Source organism: Facklamia sp. 7083-14-GEN3 (genome assembly GCF_024742075.1).
In the GTDB taxonomy this organism is placed as follows: Bacteria; Bacillota; Bacilli; order Lactobacillales; family Aerococcaceae; genus Facklamia.
This window is the reverse complement of sequence record NZ_JANSGD010000001.1, coordinates 39,084-54,724: the sequence shown is the minus strand read 5'-3', so window position 1 is coordinate 54,724 and position 15,641 is coordinate 39,084. Positions and strand designations below refer to the sequence as shown.

The window sequence follows — 15,641 nt, the reverse complement described above, 5'->3', positions numbered from 1 at the left end:
TTAATCTTTTTTTAATTATAGCATAGCTAATTTTTTAATCGAATGATAGCTGAAAAAGCAATCCATTAAATGGATTGCTCTTCTTTTCTAAAATGATGCTGTTGACTGTTGGCAAAGCGAACTAACATTAACATAACCGGCACTTCTACCAAGACACCGACAACGGTCGTTAAGGTAGCTCCAGAAGAAAGTCCGAAAAGTGAAATAGCTACAGCTACTGCTAATTCAAAGAAGTTAGAAGCGCCAATCATACCACAAGGTGCTGCTATTGAGTATGGTAAGTTAACTTTATAAGCTATCGCAAAAGTAATTCCAAAGATTAATAATGTTTGAAGAATTAAAGGAATTGAAATCAAGAGTATATTAAGTGGTTGATTAATAATATGATTACCCTGGAAAGAGAAAATAATAATCAAAGTCAGTAATAGACCTAATGTGGTATAGCGGTCAAAGGATGGGATAAATTTATTTTCTAAATAATCATTTCCTTTATTTGAGATAGTAATACGACGCGTAACCATGCTCATTAAAAGAGGAATAACAATGAAAAGAACAATGGATAATAACAGCGTTTCCCAAGGAATGGTAATATTCCCCATTTTTAGTAAGAAACTAACAATCGGCACATAAGCTACTAAAAGAATTAAATCATTGGTTGCCACTTGAACCAAAGTATAAGCACTGTTTCCTCGTGTCAATTTCGACCAGACAAAGACCATAGCTGTACAAGGAGCTGCCCCTAAGAGAACGGCACCCGCTACATACTCAGAAGCTAATTCCGATGATAAAAAGCTGCCATAGATTATATTAAAGAATAAGTAAGCAATTAAATACATGGATAGTGGCTTAATTACCCAATTAACCATCCAAGTAATGTATAGACCTTTAGGGTTTTTTCCAATATTTTTGACACTATTAAAATCAATTTTTAACATCATTGGATAAATCATGATCCATAAGAGGATAGTTGTGGGTATCGAAACATTATAAAATTCAAACTGTCCAAGAAAGGCTGGTATTTGTGGAATGAATTTTCCAATTAATACACCAATCACCATGCATACTAACACCCAAAGTGTTAAGTTTTTTTCAAACGACTTCATTTCAACTTGATTCATAAAATCCTCCTATAATTAACTAATTTCAGCGACTAGCTCTTTAACTTTTTGATCAATAGCAGCAATCACTTCTTTAAATTCTTCATCTGACTTACCACTTGGATCTTCTAAACCCCAATCTTCCTTACGGTCATTGAAGGGGAGAAATGGACAATTGACATTGCAACCCATGGTAATTAGATAATCGATTTCAGGCAATTCAGTGATTAGTTTAGGATGCTGGTCGGCTTCCATATCTACTTGGTAGAGATCTTTCATTAAACGCACTGCATCTTGATTGATTTGTTCTCTTTCTTCTGTGCCAGCTGAATATACCTCTATTACTCCCTGACCATAGCGTTTGGCAAGCGCTTCAGCTATTTGACTCCGACAAGAATTATGCACACAAACAAATGCTACTTTTTTCATTTTCCAACTCCTTTAAATTTCTAACTGCTTAAAACTTGTTGATCTTCTTCCTTTCGCTCAGTTAAAGCATTGAAATTTGACATAAAGCGACTCCGCCCTTGATTAGAAATACGATAGTAAACCCATTTCCCCTCTTGACGTTCTTTAACAATGCCGGACTCAACTAATTTTTTCATGTGGTAAGACAAACCCGATTGAGAAAGGTCAAGTTGCTCAAGTAAAACACAAGCACACTGTTCCCCATTCTTTAAAAGCTGCAAAATAGCTAAACGGTTCTCATCACTTAGTGCTTTGTATTGATCAACTATCACCTTTAAGTCTTCCATTTTATCACCTCACATTAAATCTTATTGATATGTTCATTGTATAATAAATGAAGTCTCATATCAATTTTTCTTGATATGAGACTATGTGCCCTAACATTGTCTATAAAATAAGTATTGGGGCCTATCAGATAAGGCTATTTCTTCTTTAGCTACTTTGATCCATCTAGCCTCAAATAGATGACGGTACTCTCCGTCTTTAAGAGGTACTTTGATTGAACCCTGCTTTGTATGATTGAAAGCAAAGATACTCAATAAAACCTTCTCATTGTCTTGATACACAACAAAAACTGCTTAATGATCATCATCCCTGCCCACCTTAAAGTATCTTTCACAAGGGATATATTTCTACTAATTTAAATTGAGTCAGCTAGATATTCTGACCAAATTATCTCGTTAAATATTAGTCAACCTACTGTCACTTCTTTGTCCTTAATTAACTTAGTCAGTTCATTAGCCACTGGGGGATTAGTTAGATACAAATCAAAAACTTCTTCACTAATCTTTATATATTTGTCGCTTCGATGGTTATTTCTTTCCAAGTTGTTATATATTCACTCATTACTTGGTTTGAAATCCTATCAATGAAGGTAACTGGACCATACATGAATTTTCACTTTTAAGGATTTATCTGGAATATTCTTAGCCTAGTATGGGAATGTCTGTCTTTATGTTCATGTTTTTTAAAGGTGCAACACTTTAAATCCTAGAATCAGCTGAAATAGATGGCACCAACCAAAATGCAAACCTTCTTCTTTGTGATTATGCATATATTATGAAGCCGCTATATGTGTCAATCAATATCTTAAATGAGATTTGGAATGATTTCTTTCTAACTAAACAATTGTTAGGTGTAGGTAATGAGATTCTAACACTCGATATTGCCATTTCCAGCTTTGATGGATCTTATAATAAGCAGTGTAATATGTTCATATCTTCACCTTTAATGATTATGATCCCAATTATTATCGTTTTCCTTTTCACACAAAAACAAATTCTTAAAGGGATGGTTGATGGAGCTATTAAATAAATTGTTCTTTCGAAAGACTATCAAAGTGATTTTCACGATAGTAAGTTTGGGTTAATTTCAGTAGTATATTTTTAAGTCCGTCTGTTAACTGATTTTCAGTCATTCGCCACTGCCAATTTCCACCTAATGTTGAAGGTGTATTCATCCGAGAATGGTTATCTAGGTTTAATAGATCCTGCATACGATAGACAGCTAAACAAGAAGTTGACATAGCGATACCGCGATTTAAGCAATCAGCTATGCTTTCAGACTCTAATTTTCCGAGGTAATCTTCTAACTTTCTTAGACTCTCTGGACTAGCCGTATCGATAGCCCATCCGATAGCTGTTTCATTATCATGTGTACCAACATAGGCAATCGAATTCTCAGAGTAATGGTGAGGTAAATCTGGTGAGTCTCCTAAATCATCAAAACCAAATTGCAAAATCTTCATACCTGGAAAACCTGTCTTCTCTCTCATATCGATTACTTCTTGCGTCATAAAACCTAAATCTTCGGCAATAATATTTAGTTGTCCTAACGTTTTTTTGACATTTGCAAACAATTCGTAACCAGGCCCCTTAGTCCAAGACCCTTCTGCTGAAGTTTTAGCAGTAATTGGAACCTGCCAGAAGGATTCGAAACCTCTAAAATGATCAATTCGCACCCAATCATAAAGTTTAAAGCTTTCCTTGAATCGCTCAATCCACCATTCGTAATTTTGTTTTCGATGGTACTCCCAATCATAAATAGGATTCCCCCAAAATTGTCCATCTTCTGAAAAGTTATCTGGTGGTGTCCCTGCTACCATAGTTGGATTCCCTTGATTATCTACTTTGAATAACTCCGGTTGCGACCACATTTCAACACTATCTCTGGCAACATAAATAGGTATATCACCAATAATCTCTATACCTTTTTGATTGGCGTAAATTTTTAACTTCTGCCATTGTTGTTTAAAGAAAAACTGAGTAATTCGGTAATAGTCTAAACGATCCGCTAGGTCCTCACGGTACTTATTCATAGCTCCTGCCTCACGCTTTCTTGCGGGTTCATCCCACTCATACCACGCTTTAAGACCAAAAGTTTCCTTAATAGCCATATATTCAGCGAAAGGCTCTAACCAGTGATTATTTTCTAGTAAAAATTGATGATATTCTTCACTGAAGTTCTTTCTTTTAAAAGCTTCTACTGCTTTATCGAGAATCGTTTGGCGATTTTTAAAAATCAAACCATAATCAATCGATTGATTGTTCTCTCCAAAGTCTATCCCTTCAATTTCTTCAGCTTTTAATAAGCCTTCTTCTTGCAAGCAATCTAAATCAATAAAATAGGGATTACCCGCATAGGCAGAAAAAGATTGATAAGGTGAATCGCCATAGGATGTCGTTGTTAATGGCAATATTTGCCAAAATTTTTGTTTGCTTTCATATAAAAAATCAACAAAATCGTAAGCTGATTGACCAAAGGATCCAATCCCATATTTATTTGGTAAAGAAGAAATGTGCATTAATACACCACTGGAACGTTTCATTTATTTCCTCCATTTTCATATATCTGTTTATGTTCGTTTATTTATATTATAAGGTTTTTCTTAAAATATATACATGAAACTGTGCATCATATTCTGGATAATCTGTGTACTGGTCAGCCTCCACCTTAAAGGATTCAATATGATCTTTGACAATCTTTTTCAAATGAGCCTCTCGTTTGTCTCCCTTAAGCATAAAATTACAAAGTAAACCGCCTTTGGGCATTTCTGTGAGAATTCGTTTTAATAGTTTACTTTCTTTAAGTATATCGTTTTTATAGAAATGGAAGATAGAATCCAATAGAATAATCTTATATTCCTCTTCTATTGAATAATAATAATATAAATCAGCCACTCTTCCTACAACTGGTAGATTTTCTGCTTTAGCCACCTGATTCATCTGTTCAATACCTACTTCAGCTATATCTATACCCAAGACTTTATACCCTAATCTCCCCAAAAATAGTGCATCTCTTCCCTGTCCACAACCCAAGTCTAAAACAGTTGGTCGACTTGGATAATCTTTAAAAAACTTAACCAACCCAGGATAAGGTTGGCCAAAGTAATCTTCTTGCTGGTAATGTTTATTATAAGTTGTATTCAATGGTAGCTCCTTTCTAAGCTATTCTTTAATCAAGATATTTAAGGATTTCTTTCCATTCTAAGGCCAAGTCGTCTAAGCGAAATCTAGCATTGGCTGGGCTGGTAGAAGGTAATTTAATTCCCTTGATCCCTGTCTCTTTAGCATGGTACTTTTGGTAGTACTTGTAAGAGGTCGCACCATTACAAAAAACTTGCTGAATAGACGCCTTATCAAAAATCACTTTTAAATCGGACGGAATCACATTCTTAATACTGGCGTCACTCGATCCAACAATATCGCATTGATAGATTGAATCGTAAACAGATATTCGATGTTTTAACAGAAAATTTCTTCTTTCTTCTATATTTGTGCTTAATTCCACCTTAAATAAATTTCCCATCAAGGGCCAGAACCGATTTTGGGGATGGCCATAGAAAAAACCATACTGTCTAGTTTTTACTGAGGGAAATGAACCTAGAATTAAAATTTGCGAGTCTTCATTATATAGTGGCTGAAGAGGGTGCTTGATAGTTTGGTAATCTTGTTTATTGTCTTTAGTCATAAAATAATTTCTCCTATCAATAATTTATAATCGCCTCACTATCCATTTAACTGCTTGCCTACAACCTCCAAGCCCGCATTTTTTCCTTGGTCTTCAAAAAGGATGTTACCTTTCTTATCAAAAAGGGTCACATGAACCACTGATGAAATACTTTCAGATATTTTCCTTGCCATTAAGCCATTTTTGGGGGCTTTTAAGATGCCTCCTTGGTCATACTGACCTTTTATTAATAGACGATAACGTTTGTCCTCTACTTCAATTTCAATATCACCTGCTTGATAATTCAACTGTTTTACTTTTGCTCCCGTATAAGTTGCCAATAAATAAAATTGGTTTTGGTGGTTCAAGAAGGTCAAAAAGCCTGTAAAGTGTTTGCCCAACCAAGGGATTTTAGCAATCGAAAACATCAATGAAGTCTTTTCTTGACTGAAATGATTTGACTGTAGCCAAACATACCAGTCTGGGAAGGACCGTCCCCAATCTTTTTCAATATAGCCATAACCATCTGTGAAATCAATCACTTGGTTATTCAGCCTTAAGTGTCCGGAAATACGGTGATGAATATTCACTACCCCATGATAACACTCCATAAAAGGCACGAATGAAAAAGGACCCATTATGCCTGGTCTCAGAAACGTTTTAGGAAAGGAATCAATTTCATCAAAAGTTAAATGACCTTCAATGGGAAAAGGTTGATCACTTAAATCAATCTGAATTTGATTTTGCTGAAAATTACTTTTAGAAATACTGATATCCAATTCCTTCTCAGAATATTTAAAATCACTAATAGGAAAGCGGTAATATTCGGTCTGATAATGTATACTATCAATCAATTGAATAAAGGCGTGTCCTTCCCCTTCTTTGTTATAAGCAATGCCTGGGATTAAAGCCAAGGATTGACTTTTATCGTGAGTCACTAACTTATAATACCAACCTTCAAAATAATTCTTTGTTTTCTTTTTCCCTTGAAAAAGTTCCGGATTAAATAACTTTCCTATCTTATACATTGAAATTCTCCCATTTATTTAATAGTCTTTCTAAGATAATCTTGTGATTACCATCATAGAGGATTAAATTTTGGATAACAAATTTAATCACTAATCATTTCACACAAAAAGCCAGCCAAGTAGTCTCTATGGCTGGTTCAATTATTTTCAAGTTAATAGTTTAAACGTATTTTTCACTTTTATCTTAAATTCTGATTTTTAATGTTACCCTAGTCAGGCATTCATCACTTGTATAAGTCAAACCGGAATTTTCGCCATAAAGAATTTTTAAGCGTTGATCGACATTCCCCATGCCAATACCGCCTAATTCTGGTTTGTTATGCGACGAACTTAGCTTTTCTTGAAAACCAATTCCGTCATCTTGGATTTCAATAATCAATACCTCATCTAGGATACTGGTCGAAATCTGAATAAGTGATTTTCCTTTTTTAGTTTTGATGCCATGATAGATGGCATTTTCAACAATGGGTTGGATGATTAGCTTAGGAACTAATAGTTCTTCAGTATGTAGACCTAAAGAAATAGTGTAATCAAATTTATTGTCATACCTAATTTTTTGAATATCCATGTAGTGCTTGACGTGGTCTATTTCTCTTTTAAGTTCAATTTGATCTTCATCGACGCTCAAGGTCGTTCGCAATAAATTACCTAGAGCTTGAATCACTTGTATGGCTTGGGCTTTTTCGCCTAATTCTACTAACCATAAGATCGTATCCAAAGTATTATAAATAAAATGCGGGTTGATTTGACTTTGGAGGGCTTTTAACTCGAAAGTTCGCTTGGCCTTTTCTTTTTCTTCAATCATCTCTGTTAATCTTTTTACTCGTTCCAATAACAAATTGTATTCCTGGGTTAACTCTTTCACTTCAAAAGAGGCTTGTTGATCCACTGGAATGGTAGCGAATTGTTCATTCACTTGCTTCATTTCATCGATTAAATTAACAATCGGATTGGTTATTTTTTTAGATACAAAAATAGCTAAAAAAATACTTAAGGTTAAAATCAAAAGCGCCCATAAAATCATTTCGGTAAATAACTTTTGTTTTAATTGATAAATTTCTTCAGGACTTCTGACTTGCGTTAACTGCCAATTAGTATTCGGTACATAAATCGTTGAAATGATGTAGTCACTCTCATTGGTTGCGGTCACATCATTTATTAAATCTAAATACTCTTTCTTTTCTGTTAAAGAATTACTATTCATCTGTTCGGAATCAAAAATTAATTGCCCATTTTCATCCACAATAAAAGCAAAACCATTTTCCCCTAAATTCACTGTAGAAATGTAATCTTCTATAAACTTATAGGAAACATCGATGATTGATAATCCCTGAAAGTTCATCTTACTATCTTCAATCTTATGACTTAAAGAAATCACTCGCTCACTTTTGTTCATAGTGAAACCTGTATGATTTTCTCGCGTGATTTGCGCCATATTATTCGATTGTAAAGCCGCTTGATACCAATCCTCTGTTTTTACATTGGACTTTTCTTCCATCACACTGTCTGTTTGAGTAATTAACTGACCTGATTTAGTGATTACCATAATGTTTTTGATGATGGTATCGCTGGATTTAATTAAGTCGAGTGTCTTTTTGAGATTTTGTTTGTCAACGGCCTCTTTCTCATCAGTGTTCATTTCAGGTGTCATGGCTAAAAAGCTATTCAAACTCTTCATCTTTTCTAAATAGGAGGCAATATAAAGACTGGCCGTTTTTAATTGTTGGCTGTTTTCACTTTCGATATTCTGTTTAATGATTTTAAGCGAGGATTGATAATTGGCAAAGGATAAAAATAAAACAATCATCATAGCAATACTAAAAAAATACAGACTTAATTTTCGATCAAATCGTTTGCGCATTTTTTTCATTTTTTACCCTGCCTAAACTGTTTGGGAGTAATGTGATAATATTTTTTAAACTTGGTGATAAAATAATTGACATCTTCAATCCCAATTTCTTGAGCAATCTCATAGTTCTTTTTATCGGTCGATAACAAGAGTAATTTGGCTCTTTCCATTCGCTCTTTATTAATATAGTCTTGAAAACTCATGCCATAAAAATCTTTAATCAAAACTGATAAATAATTGCTATTATAACCAATCGCTTCTGACATCAGATTCAAAGAAAGCTCTGATTGAAAAATATATTCTTTTAGATATTCTTCAATGATATCAGAGCGTTTCTCAATATCGACTGTCTGATTGCCCAGTGCTTTAATTTCAGCTTGTTGGCGGCTATCTTTCAGCTTACTGACTGCTGTTTGTAGGATAAACTCAATGTCTTTTTTAGATACTGGTTTTAAAATATAATCATCCACTTTAGCACGAATGGCCTTTTGCATGTACTCAAAATAATCGTAACCCGTTAAGATAATAACGTAAGTCTCTGGATACTTAGCCTTAATAGATTCAGCCACACTCAATCCATCCAGCTTAGGCATATTAATATCTAAAAGCATAATATCAGGTTGAAATTCTTCTACCACATCTAAAGCTTCTTCACCATCTTCTGCTTCATAAACGTCTGAAATGCCTAAATCTTCTAATGGAATTAATTGTTTAATACCCCGCCGAATGATTGACTCATCATCCGCTATCAATAATTTAAACATAATAACCTACTTCACAAAATTTATTAAGGATTCGTAGCCTGCAGCTTTCATATCTTCTAGTGGAATAAAATCAATGGAAGCACTATTAATACAGTACCTCAAACCACCTAATTCTTCAGGTCCATCTTCAAACACATGACCCAAATGTGAATCACCTGCACGGCTTCTAACCTCGATTCTACTCATATTATAACTTAAATCTTCATTATATGTCACAACTTCCTTAGCGATGGGGCGCGAAAAAGATGGCCATCCGCAACCAGAATCAAACTTATCTTTGGAACTGAAGAGAGGTTCGCCTGTAGCCACATCGACATAAATGCCCGCTGCTTCATTATCCCAATATTCGTTAGAAAAAGAAGATTCTGTATCATTTTTTTGCGTTACTTTATACTGTATGGCTGTTAATTTATCTTTAAGCTCTTGATCACTTGGCTTTGGATATAAAGCTGGATCAATTAAAGGCTCATTAGCCTTATTCAAGTCAATATGACAATACCCATTGGGATTTTTCTCTAAATAATCTTGATGGTATTCTTCAGCTGGATAGAAATCTTTTAATTCTTCTACCTCTACTTGAATGGTTTTACGATATTTTGATTGTTCTTTATCTAAGCGAGCTTGAATAATCGCTTGCTCATCCGCTTCAGTAAAATAAACACCTGTCCGGTATTGAACCCCACGGTCATTTCCTTGACGGTTCTTACTCGTTGGATCCACCACTTTTAGATAATAATCTAGCAGTCCTTCTAAAGAAATTCGCTCTGGATCATAGGTCACCTCAACCGTTTCGGCATGCCCCGACCCTTTAATAACTTCTTCATAACTGACTTCTTTTTTATCTCCATTCGCATAGCCGCTGATTACATCAGCCACGCCATAAACTCTTTCCATATAGGCTTCCACACCCCAGAAACAGCCACCAGCTAAATAGATTTTTTTCAAATCAGCGGAAGTATAATCGATATTTTTGTTAGGATTCACTTTGCTCTTGGCTTTCTCTTCATCCAATATGGCATCAATTTCAGCTAATTTACTATCATTTGCTTTATTATTTGAACTCACTTGAGAGCAGGCAACTAAAAATAAGGCAAATACTAATAAGACGAGTATCTTTTTCATCTTAATTCTCCTTTGTTAAGGCTTCAAACAATTGTGTCAAAGTTTCTTTGCGAATTTCACCTGGTATAATTTTTACTGGGACTCCTTGACTATCAATCAAGGCATTAGTTGGCATTGAACGCACTCCATAATCAGCAAAGGTCTGCCCCTCTTCATCTAAAAGGACTTTCATATTGTCGTACTCTAACGAATTAAACCACTCTACAAAATCTTCTTTGTTTTTCTCTCCGTTATAGCCAGGAGAAACAATTGTTACGACTTCAAAGTCATTGTCTTGACTAGCCAAAGTATTTAAATCTTCTAATCCCGCTAAACAAACCGGACACCAAGAAGCCCAAAACTTGACATAAACTGGTTTACCTTTTTGGTCTGCTAAGGAATAATCTTCACCCTTTAAATCTTTTAAGGTGAAATCATAGGCACTTTCTTTTTTGGTTGACATAGTTGACTCCTCTGAAGCTTTTTTTGTTTTTTTAAGCTTTTGGGCTGAATCGTTTGATTCGCTATCTGTAGTCTTTTGGTTGGATGCTAAGGCACACCCACTTGTTATCGACGCAACACCCAGTATTAATATAAATTTTTTCATGGTATTTCCTCCTAATTGAATAAGTTATTAAAATAAGCGACTAAGTTGGGTAATTGATTGGTCATGAGGACGATTCCCATTAGCATAACCAAGAAGCCACCTGTTCGTTTGATGGTTACCAGATGTTTTTTGAAAAAGCTCACACGGTCTAACATATAAGTAGACAGAATCGCCATAATCAAGAAGGGAATCATTAATCCTAATGAGTAAATCAACATTAGAAATGCTCCGTAAAATTGAGTGCCTCCGCTGGCGGAAGTGACTAAAACGGCTCCTAATATGGGGCCTACGCAAGGCGTCCAGCCAAGGCTAAAGGAAACACCCATCAGATAGGTTCCTAAGGCTTTTTTCTGTTTTACATTCACTTGTATCCCACGCATACGGTCCAATTTTTTAAAGTGGATGATATCCATTTGGTGGACACCCAGTAAAAAAACTAAAAAGCCTGCAAAAACTAGAATATACGAATTATTTAAGGCCTGTCCTAACCATCCGGCACCAAAGCCTAAGATAATAAAACTGGTTGATAGGCCTAAAACAAAGGACATGGTTTTAATAATGCCTCCTTTATTAATTTCGAACTTGCCAATTTTTAATTTTTGATATTCTCCTGCTTCGTCTGTCATAAAACCGATATAGACCGGAATTAAAGGGAAGGTACATGGTGCAAAAAATGACAATAGTCCGGCAATAAAAACGGAACTGAGTAAAATATTTTCTCCTATCATAATGGTTTCCTTTCAAAATGTATTTTTCTTTATAGCTTAATTATAGGAGTAAGCTGAACCGATTATAATCGAAGATCAACCTATAAAACTTTGATTTGGTTGTATTCTTTACTAATTAATACAAATTATCCATACTCAATAAAGAAAAGAGGCCTCCCAATTCTCTATTAAAGAGAATTGGAAGGGCTCTTAATTTCACTGATATAAAGTTTTATTTATTTATCTTTTGTTAATAAAGCTACAGTCTCCACATGATTAGTAAATGGGAAAAGATCAACAGGTTGAATGCTTTGAATATGATAACCTGCTTGAGCAAGCAATTGACAATCACGCGCTTGGGTAGCTGGATTGCAAGAGACATAAACAATCTTAGCTGGATCTTGATCCACTAAGCTTTCAATAAATTGAGGATCCAATCCCTTGCGTGGTGGATCGACTGTCACCACATCAAAATGAATGTCTTCTTGGTTCCATCTTGCTAACCAATCTTCGGCTAAACCTGCTTCAAAATGCACATTCTCTATCTGATTGATTTCGGCATTTTTCTCCGCCATTTTGACCGCTTCAACCACTACTTCCATGGCATAGACCGCTTTAGCATGTTTGGCAAGCGCTAAGGTCAAGGTACCAATACCGCAATAAGCGTCCAAAACAGTCTCACTCCCATCAAGTTCTGCCGTAGTAATAGCCATCTGATATAAGCGTTCTGCTTGTGGCGTATTAATTTGATAGAAAGACTGCGGTGAGATACGGAATGTCATCTCTAACATTTGATCTTCAAAGTACTCTTGTCCCCATAAACAATAAGTCTCTTTCCCCATAATGACATTTGTTTTAGCGGGGTTGATATTTTGAATAATTGATACCAGATGAGGAATTTTTTCAATCATCTCTTGCAGCAATTCTTCAAGTTGAGGAATTTTTTTTGCTTTGGAAACTAAAATGACCATTAATTGACCACTATAATGTCCTTTTCTTACAATTAAATGACGGATACAGCCTGTATGAGCCCGCTCGTCATAAGCTGGAATTTTGAACTTTCTTAAAAGGTCTCGAACAATTAAAATGGCTTGATCGATAGCGGGATCTTGAATATGGTAATCTTCAACTGGAATGAGATCATGACTATTTTTGCGATAGAATCCCGTTTCTAATTGGCCTTTAACCATACGAACTGGGATTTGAGCCTTATTACGGTATCCCCAAGGATCATCCATGCCCATAGTAGGTTGAATCGTCAATTCTTTAAAATGCCCAATACGTTCAAAAGCATCGCGCACAACTTTTTCTTTAAATGCTAATTGTGCCTTATAAGACAGATGTTGTAAGGTCATCGTTCCCGTTTGTCGTCCGATATCATCTGTTATAGCTACACGGTCAGGACTTTCCTTTATTACTTTTACTAATTTACCAAAGCCATATTTTTTACCGATTTTAATGATTTTAAATTCAATGTCTTCTTGGGGTAAGGCTCCTTCAATAAAGAACGGAAAGCCCTCAATTTTAGCGACACCCATTCCTTCATGCGTTAGGTCTTCTACTTTTGCTTTTAAAAGTTGGTTTTTTTCAAAATTATTTGTCATGTATTGCTCCTCTGTCATTTGTTTTAGGTCTTTGTTGAAACTTAAATCTTGAAATGAATTGGATAAATAGAGTATTAACGCTCTTTCAACTTAGCAATCTCTAACTCCAATTGGTTTATTTTATGGGTAAATTGACTTCGTCTATGAATCAGACTTTGGCGCATTTTCTCACCTAAATTATCATTTAAAATGTAGTTTCGAATGAGATATGGGAAATCAGATCGTCTTATAGCCAATTGGTTCCTCGTTTCATATAAAGAGACTAGTAAAGTATTCCTCACATCGACTAATTGGCTTAATTTTAGTGGGGACGCTTGGGCATAATCTTCATTTAACTGATCTAAAACCAATTGAAGAATTTCTTTATTATCTCTTTTATAGGCAGTCAAAGCTTTTTGATAGAGAGCTTCTTGATTTTTTGTTTGCAAAGGATATAAAAGCGGATGAACATTCGAGACTATTTGGCGATACATGCCCCGCATCAATCGCGATTCTTCATCTGTAAGCTTATCTTCATAAATCCAGAGTTCTGCTGATTGAATTTTTTCTTCAGTTTTAGTAATTAACTGCTGATAGACTGATAGATCTTTTTCTAATTGTTGAAGTCTAAGTTTTTGATCGTTATTCTTATAACGACGCATTATTCCATACTTTCTTTCTAAGTAGATAGTTTGAAAATGAGCTTTTAATAAACTGAACCATTCTTTACCAAAATTAAAATAGAAGTGTTTTTCTAAATAGAAACAATCTTTATAGATCAATTCATCGTATTCAAACACGGCTTGTAGTAAATCAGCCTGCAACCTCTTAATTTCTTTTTCAAGTAATGAACGTCCTGGTAGTAAGAATATTTGCCCAAAATGTCCTGTCATCATAAGGCCCCCCTCTCAAAGTCAATTTTACTCATCTATTGGATTATACATCAAATCATTCATAAAAACTAAATTGCTTTATCAAGACTCAGTAAAACTTGTTAAAAAAAGACCTATTCGATAGAATAAGGAATACAGTTATTAAAAATAAGTAGTTTTAAGATCTTTACAAAGAGAAAGTAGGTAACTAGATGCGCGTTTTACTTTATTCAGGCAATCTCGAGCAAATCAAACGCTCAGGTTTAGGCAAAGCTATCCAGCATCAGCAAAAAGCATTAGAATACATGGGAATCGATTATACGATGAACCCAAAAGACTCTTTTGACCTATTACATATTAATACCTACTTTCCTAAGTCCTATCTTTTGGCAGCGAAATGTCGCCGAAAGAATATTCCTGTCATTTATCATGCTCACTCGACTAAAGAAGACTTTGAGAATTCCTTCCGATTTTCAAACCTTCTGGCACCTAGCTTTAAACAGTGGCTATTAACGTGTTACCGTTTGGGCGATATACTTATCACTCCCACTCCATATTCTAAGAATCTACTCGAAAATTACGGCCTCGAACAACCGATTTATGCGGTTTCAAACGGCATTGACTTGTCAAAGTTTCAAGCTTTAAACACTGAGGAACTTACAAACACTTTTCGTCAAAAATATGGCTATCAAGCCAATGATTTTATAGTGATGGGGATTGGCCTCTACTTAAAACGTAAAGGTATCCTTGACTTTGTTGAATTAGCTAAACGGATGCCTCATATCCAATTTATTTGGTTTGGCTATCTTGATTTACGCTATGTACCGGATGAAATAAAAAAGGCTGTCACTACTAAATTACCAAATTTAAAATTTGCTGGCTATGTTCCTAGTGAAGACATACGGGCCGGTTTAATAGCTAGCAATCTCTATATTTTCCCTACCTTCGAAGAAACTGAAGGCATTCCTGCAATTGAAGCTTGCGCTATGAAGGCAGATTTTATTGTTCGTGATATCCCTGTATTTGATGGTTGGTTAGAAGATGGTGTTAATGTCCATAAAGCCAAAGATCTTCAAGCTTTTTTAGATAAAATTCAACTGGCTTACGAAGGTAACTTGCCTTCCTTAGTAGAACCAGCATACGAAATAGCCATCGAACGGGATCTTCCTCAAATTGGTCGACAGCTATTTTCAATATATCAAGAGGCATTACGAATGAAGTTATAAAAATAAGCCCCACCTTTGATCAAACCAAAGGTGGGAATTTTTTAGTCTATATTTTCAAATTTGATTAAAAATTTATCGAGTTGATCTTTATCTCTTGCCTTTTGCGCTTGAGAAATATTGGAAGGATTAAGATAAAAACGGAAAACTTCTTGATCCTCTGCATTTTTAATCTGGATGGCTTCGCCTTCATCAGGATTATCATTCATGCGAGAAACGTAAGGATACTTAGCTTGCCAATAGTTGATGGCTTCTTCGGCTACTGCTTCTCTTAAAACTTTATACATTTCTGCTTGGTGCGCTGGAATTAAGAAGGCATCGATTTGAACCATCTCATCCATTCTGTTTTTGACGTTTTTCTTCTTTATTTTCTTTGCCATTTAATCCAACCTAT

At 35.1% G+C, this 15,641-nt stretch carries 18 protein-coding genes; 2 read left to right on the top strand and 16 right to left on the bottom strand.

What is annotated here, in order from left to right:
• Positions 1-65: 65 nt before the first annotated feature.
• From arsB to NW240_RS08545, 4 genes are all read right to left on the bottom strand, one after another.
• The gene (gene arsB, locus NW240_RS00205; RefSeq protein ID WP_258435411.1) at positions 66-1,118 is read right to left on the bottom strand and encodes an ACR3 family arsenite efflux transporter; all 1,053 of its coding nucleotides are present in this window, start codon (positions 1,116-1,118) and stop codon (positions 66-68) included.
• Positions 1,119-1,133: 15 nt separating this feature from the next.
• Positions 1,134-1,526 carry an arsenate reductase ArsC gene (locus NW240_RS00200; RefSeq protein ID WP_258435410.1) on the bottom strand — a complete coding sequence of 131 codons (393 nt, stop codon included), beginning with the start codon at positions 1,524-1,526 and terminating at the stop codon, positions 1,134-1,136.
• A 20-nt stretch (positions 1,527-1,546) separates the two neighbouring features.
• Positions 1,547-1,852 carry a helix-turn-helix transcriptional regulator gene (locus NW240_RS00195; protein ID WP_258435409.1) on the bottom strand — a complete coding sequence of 102 codons (306 nt, stop codon included), beginning with the start codon at positions 1,850-1,852 and terminating at the stop codon, positions 1,547-1,549.
• Positions 1,853-1,942: 90 nt separating this feature from the next.
• The gene (locus NW240_RS08545) at positions 1,943-2,131 is read right to left on the bottom strand and encodes a hypothetical protein (protein WP_396134498.1); all 189 of its coding nucleotides are present in this window, start codon (positions 2,129-2,131) and stop codon (positions 1,943-1,945) included.
• Between the two features lie 508 nt (positions 2,132-2,639).
• Between NW240_RS08545 and NW240_RS00190 the strand changes: the two genes are divergently transcribed.
• Complete coding sequence (locus tag NW240_RS00190) at positions 2,640-2,879, top strand: hypothetical protein (RefSeq protein WP_258435408.1); 240 nt, start codon at positions 2,640-2,642, stop codon at positions 2,877-2,879.
• Here the strand turns inward: NW240_RS00190 and malQ are convergent.
• The 11 genes from malQ to NW240_RS00135 all read right to left on the bottom strand — a co-directional run bounded on the left by malQ (position 2,872) and on the right by NW240_RS00135 (position 14,048).
• Complete coding sequence (gene malQ, locus NW240_RS00185; RefSeq protein ID WP_258435407.1) at positions 2,872-4,392, bottom strand: 4-alpha-glucanotransferase; 1,521 nt, start codon at positions 4,390-4,392, stop codon at positions 2,872-2,874. The two genes, NW240_RS00190 and malQ, sit on opposite strands and share 8 nt — an antisense overlap.
• A 46-nt stretch (positions 4,393-4,438) precedes the next feature.
• Positions 4,439-4,993 carry a methyltransferase domain-containing protein gene (locus tag NW240_RS00180; RefSeq protein WP_258435406.1) on the bottom strand — a complete coding sequence of 185 codons (555 nt, stop codon included), beginning with the start codon at positions 4,991-4,993 and terminating at the stop codon, positions 4,439-4,441.
• Between the two features lie 25 nt (positions 4,994-5,018).
• The gene (locus NW240_RS00175; protein ID WP_258435405.1) at positions 5,019-5,534 is read right to left on the bottom strand and encodes a DNA-deoxyinosine glycosylase; all 516 of its coding nucleotides are present in this window, start codon (positions 5,532-5,534) and stop codon (positions 5,019-5,021) included.
• A gap of 38 nt (positions 5,535-5,572) precedes the next feature.
• The gene (locus NW240_RS00170; RefSeq protein ID WP_258435404.1) at positions 5,573-6,541 is read right to left on the bottom strand and encodes a tocopherol cyclase family protein; all 969 of its coding nucleotides are present in this window, start codon (positions 6,539-6,541) and stop codon (positions 5,573-5,575) included.
• A gap of 184 nt (positions 6,542-6,725) precedes the next feature.
• Positions 6,726-8,411, bottom strand: coding sequence for a sensor histidine kinase (locus NW240_RS00165; protein ID WP_258435403.1), 1,686 nt, complete (start codon positions 8,409-8,411; stop codon positions 6,726-6,728).
• Positions 8,408-9,154 (bottom strand): response regulator, encoded by a 747-nt coding sequence (locus NW240_RS00160; RefSeq protein WP_258435402.1) that lies wholly within the window; start codon positions 9,152-9,154, stop codon positions 8,408-8,410. The genes NW240_RS00165 and NW240_RS00160 overlap by 4 nt, the downstream gene beginning before the upstream one ends.
• A 6-nt stretch (positions 9,155-9,160) precedes the next feature.
• Positions 9,161-10,276 (bottom strand): peptide-methionine (R)-S-oxide reductase MsrB, encoded by a 1,116-nt coding sequence (gene msrB / locus NW240_RS00155; protein ID WP_258435401.1) that lies wholly within the window; start codon positions 10,274-10,276, stop codon positions 9,161-9,163.
• A 1-nt stretch (position 10,277) separates the two neighbouring features.
• The gene (locus NW240_RS00150; protein ID WP_258435400.1) at positions 10,278-10,862 is read right to left on the bottom strand and encodes a TlpA family protein disulfide reductase; all 585 of its coding nucleotides are present in this window, start codon (positions 10,860-10,862) and stop codon (positions 10,278-10,280) included.
• An 11-nt stretch (positions 10,863-10,873) separates the two neighbouring features.
• Positions 10,874-11,590, bottom strand: a complete 717-nt coding sequence (locus NW240_RS00145; protein ID WP_258435399.1) for a cytochrome c biogenesis CcdA family protein — start codon at positions 11,588-11,590, stop codon at positions 10,874-10,876.
• A gap of 215 nt (positions 11,591-11,805) precedes the next feature.
• Positions 11,806-13,191, bottom strand: a complete 1,386-nt coding sequence (rlmD, locus tag NW240_RS00140; protein WP_309302386.1) for a 23S rRNA (uracil(1939)-C(5))-methyltransferase RlmD — start codon at positions 13,189-13,191, stop codon at positions 11,806-11,808.
• Between the two features lie 56 nt (positions 13,192-13,247).
• Positions 13,248-14,048 (bottom strand): hypothetical protein, encoded by an 801-nt coding sequence (locus NW240_RS00135; protein ID WP_258435397.1) that lies wholly within the window; start codon positions 14,046-14,048, stop codon positions 13,248-13,250.
• A gap of 188 nt (positions 14,049-14,236) precedes the next feature.
• On the opposite strand from NW240_RS00135, the gene NW240_RS00130 reads away from it, so the two are divergent.
• Positions 14,237-15,250: a glycosyltransferase gene (locus tag NW240_RS00130; protein ID WP_258435396.1), complete on the top strand. Its 1,014-nt coding sequence runs from the start codon at positions 14,237-14,239 to the stop codon at positions 15,248-15,250.
• Between the two features lie 41 nt (positions 15,251-15,291).
• Here the strand turns inward: NW240_RS00130 and NW240_RS00125 are convergent, their stop codons facing one another.
• Positions 15,292-15,627 (bottom strand): hypothetical protein, encoded by a 336-nt coding sequence (locus NW240_RS00125; protein WP_258435395.1) that lies wholly within the window; start codon positions 15,625-15,627, stop codon positions 15,292-15,294.
• Between the last annotated feature and the right edge of the window lie 14 nt (positions 15,628-15,641).

Bases quoted from the DNA above. Each gene is read 5' to 3' on its own strand.
- arsB (WP_258435411.1), bottom strand. From the start codon at position 1,118: ATGAATCAAGTTGAAATGAAGTCGTTTGAAAAAAACTTAACACTTTGG.
- NW240_RS00200 (WP_258435410.1), bottom strand. From the start codon at position 1,526: ATGAAAAAAGTAGCATTTGTTTGTGTGCATAATTCTTGTCGGAGTCAA.
- NW240_RS00195 (WP_258435409.1), bottom strand. From the start codon at position 1,852: ATGGAAGACTTAAAGGTGATAGTTGATCAATACAAAGCACTAAGTGAT.
- malQ (WP_258435407.1), bottom strand. From the start codon at position 4,392: ATGAAACGTTCCAGTGGTGTATTAATGCACATTTCTTCTTTACCAAAT.
- NW240_RS00175 (WP_258435405.1), bottom strand. From the start codon at position 5,534: ATGACTAAAGACAATAAACAAGATTACCAAACTATCAAGCACCCTCTT.
- NW240_RS00170 (WP_258435404.1), bottom strand. From the start codon at position 6,541: ATGTATAAGATAGGAAAGTTATTTAATCCGGAACTTTTTCAAGGGAAA.
- NW240_RS00165 (WP_258435403.1), bottom strand. From the start codon at position 8,411: ATGAAAAAAATGCGCAAACGATTTGATCGAAAATTAAGTCTGTATTTT.
- NW240_RS00160 (WP_258435402.1), bottom strand. From the start codon at position 9,154: ATGTTTAAATTATTGATAGCGGATGATGAGTCAATCATTCGGCGGGGT.
- msrB (WP_258435401.1), bottom strand. From the start codon at position 10,276: ATGAAAAAGATACTCGTCTTATTAGTATTTGCCTTATTTTTAGTTGCC.
- NW240_RS00150 (WP_258435400.1), bottom strand. From the start codon at position 10,862: ATGAAAAAATTTATATTAATACTGGGTGTTGCGTCGATAACAAGTGGG.
- NW240_RS00145 (WP_258435399.1), bottom strand. From the start codon at position 11,590: ATGATAGGAGAAAATATTTTACTCAGTTCCGTTTTTATTGCCGGACTA.
- rlmD (WP_309302386.1), bottom strand. From the start codon at position 13,191: ATGACAGAGGAGCAATACATGACAAATAATTTTGAAAAAAACCAACTT.
- NW240_RS00135 (WP_258435397.1), bottom strand. From the start codon at position 14,048: ATGATGACAGGACATTTTGGGCAAATATTCTTACTACCAGGACGTTCA.
- NW240_RS00130 (WP_258435396.1), top strand. From the start codon at position 14,237: ATGCGCGTTTTACTTTATTCAGGCAATCTCGAGCAAATCAAACGCTCA.
- NW240_RS00125 (WP_258435395.1), bottom strand. From the start codon at position 15,627: ATGGCAAAGAAAATAAAGAAGAAAAACGTCAAAAACAGAATGGATGAG.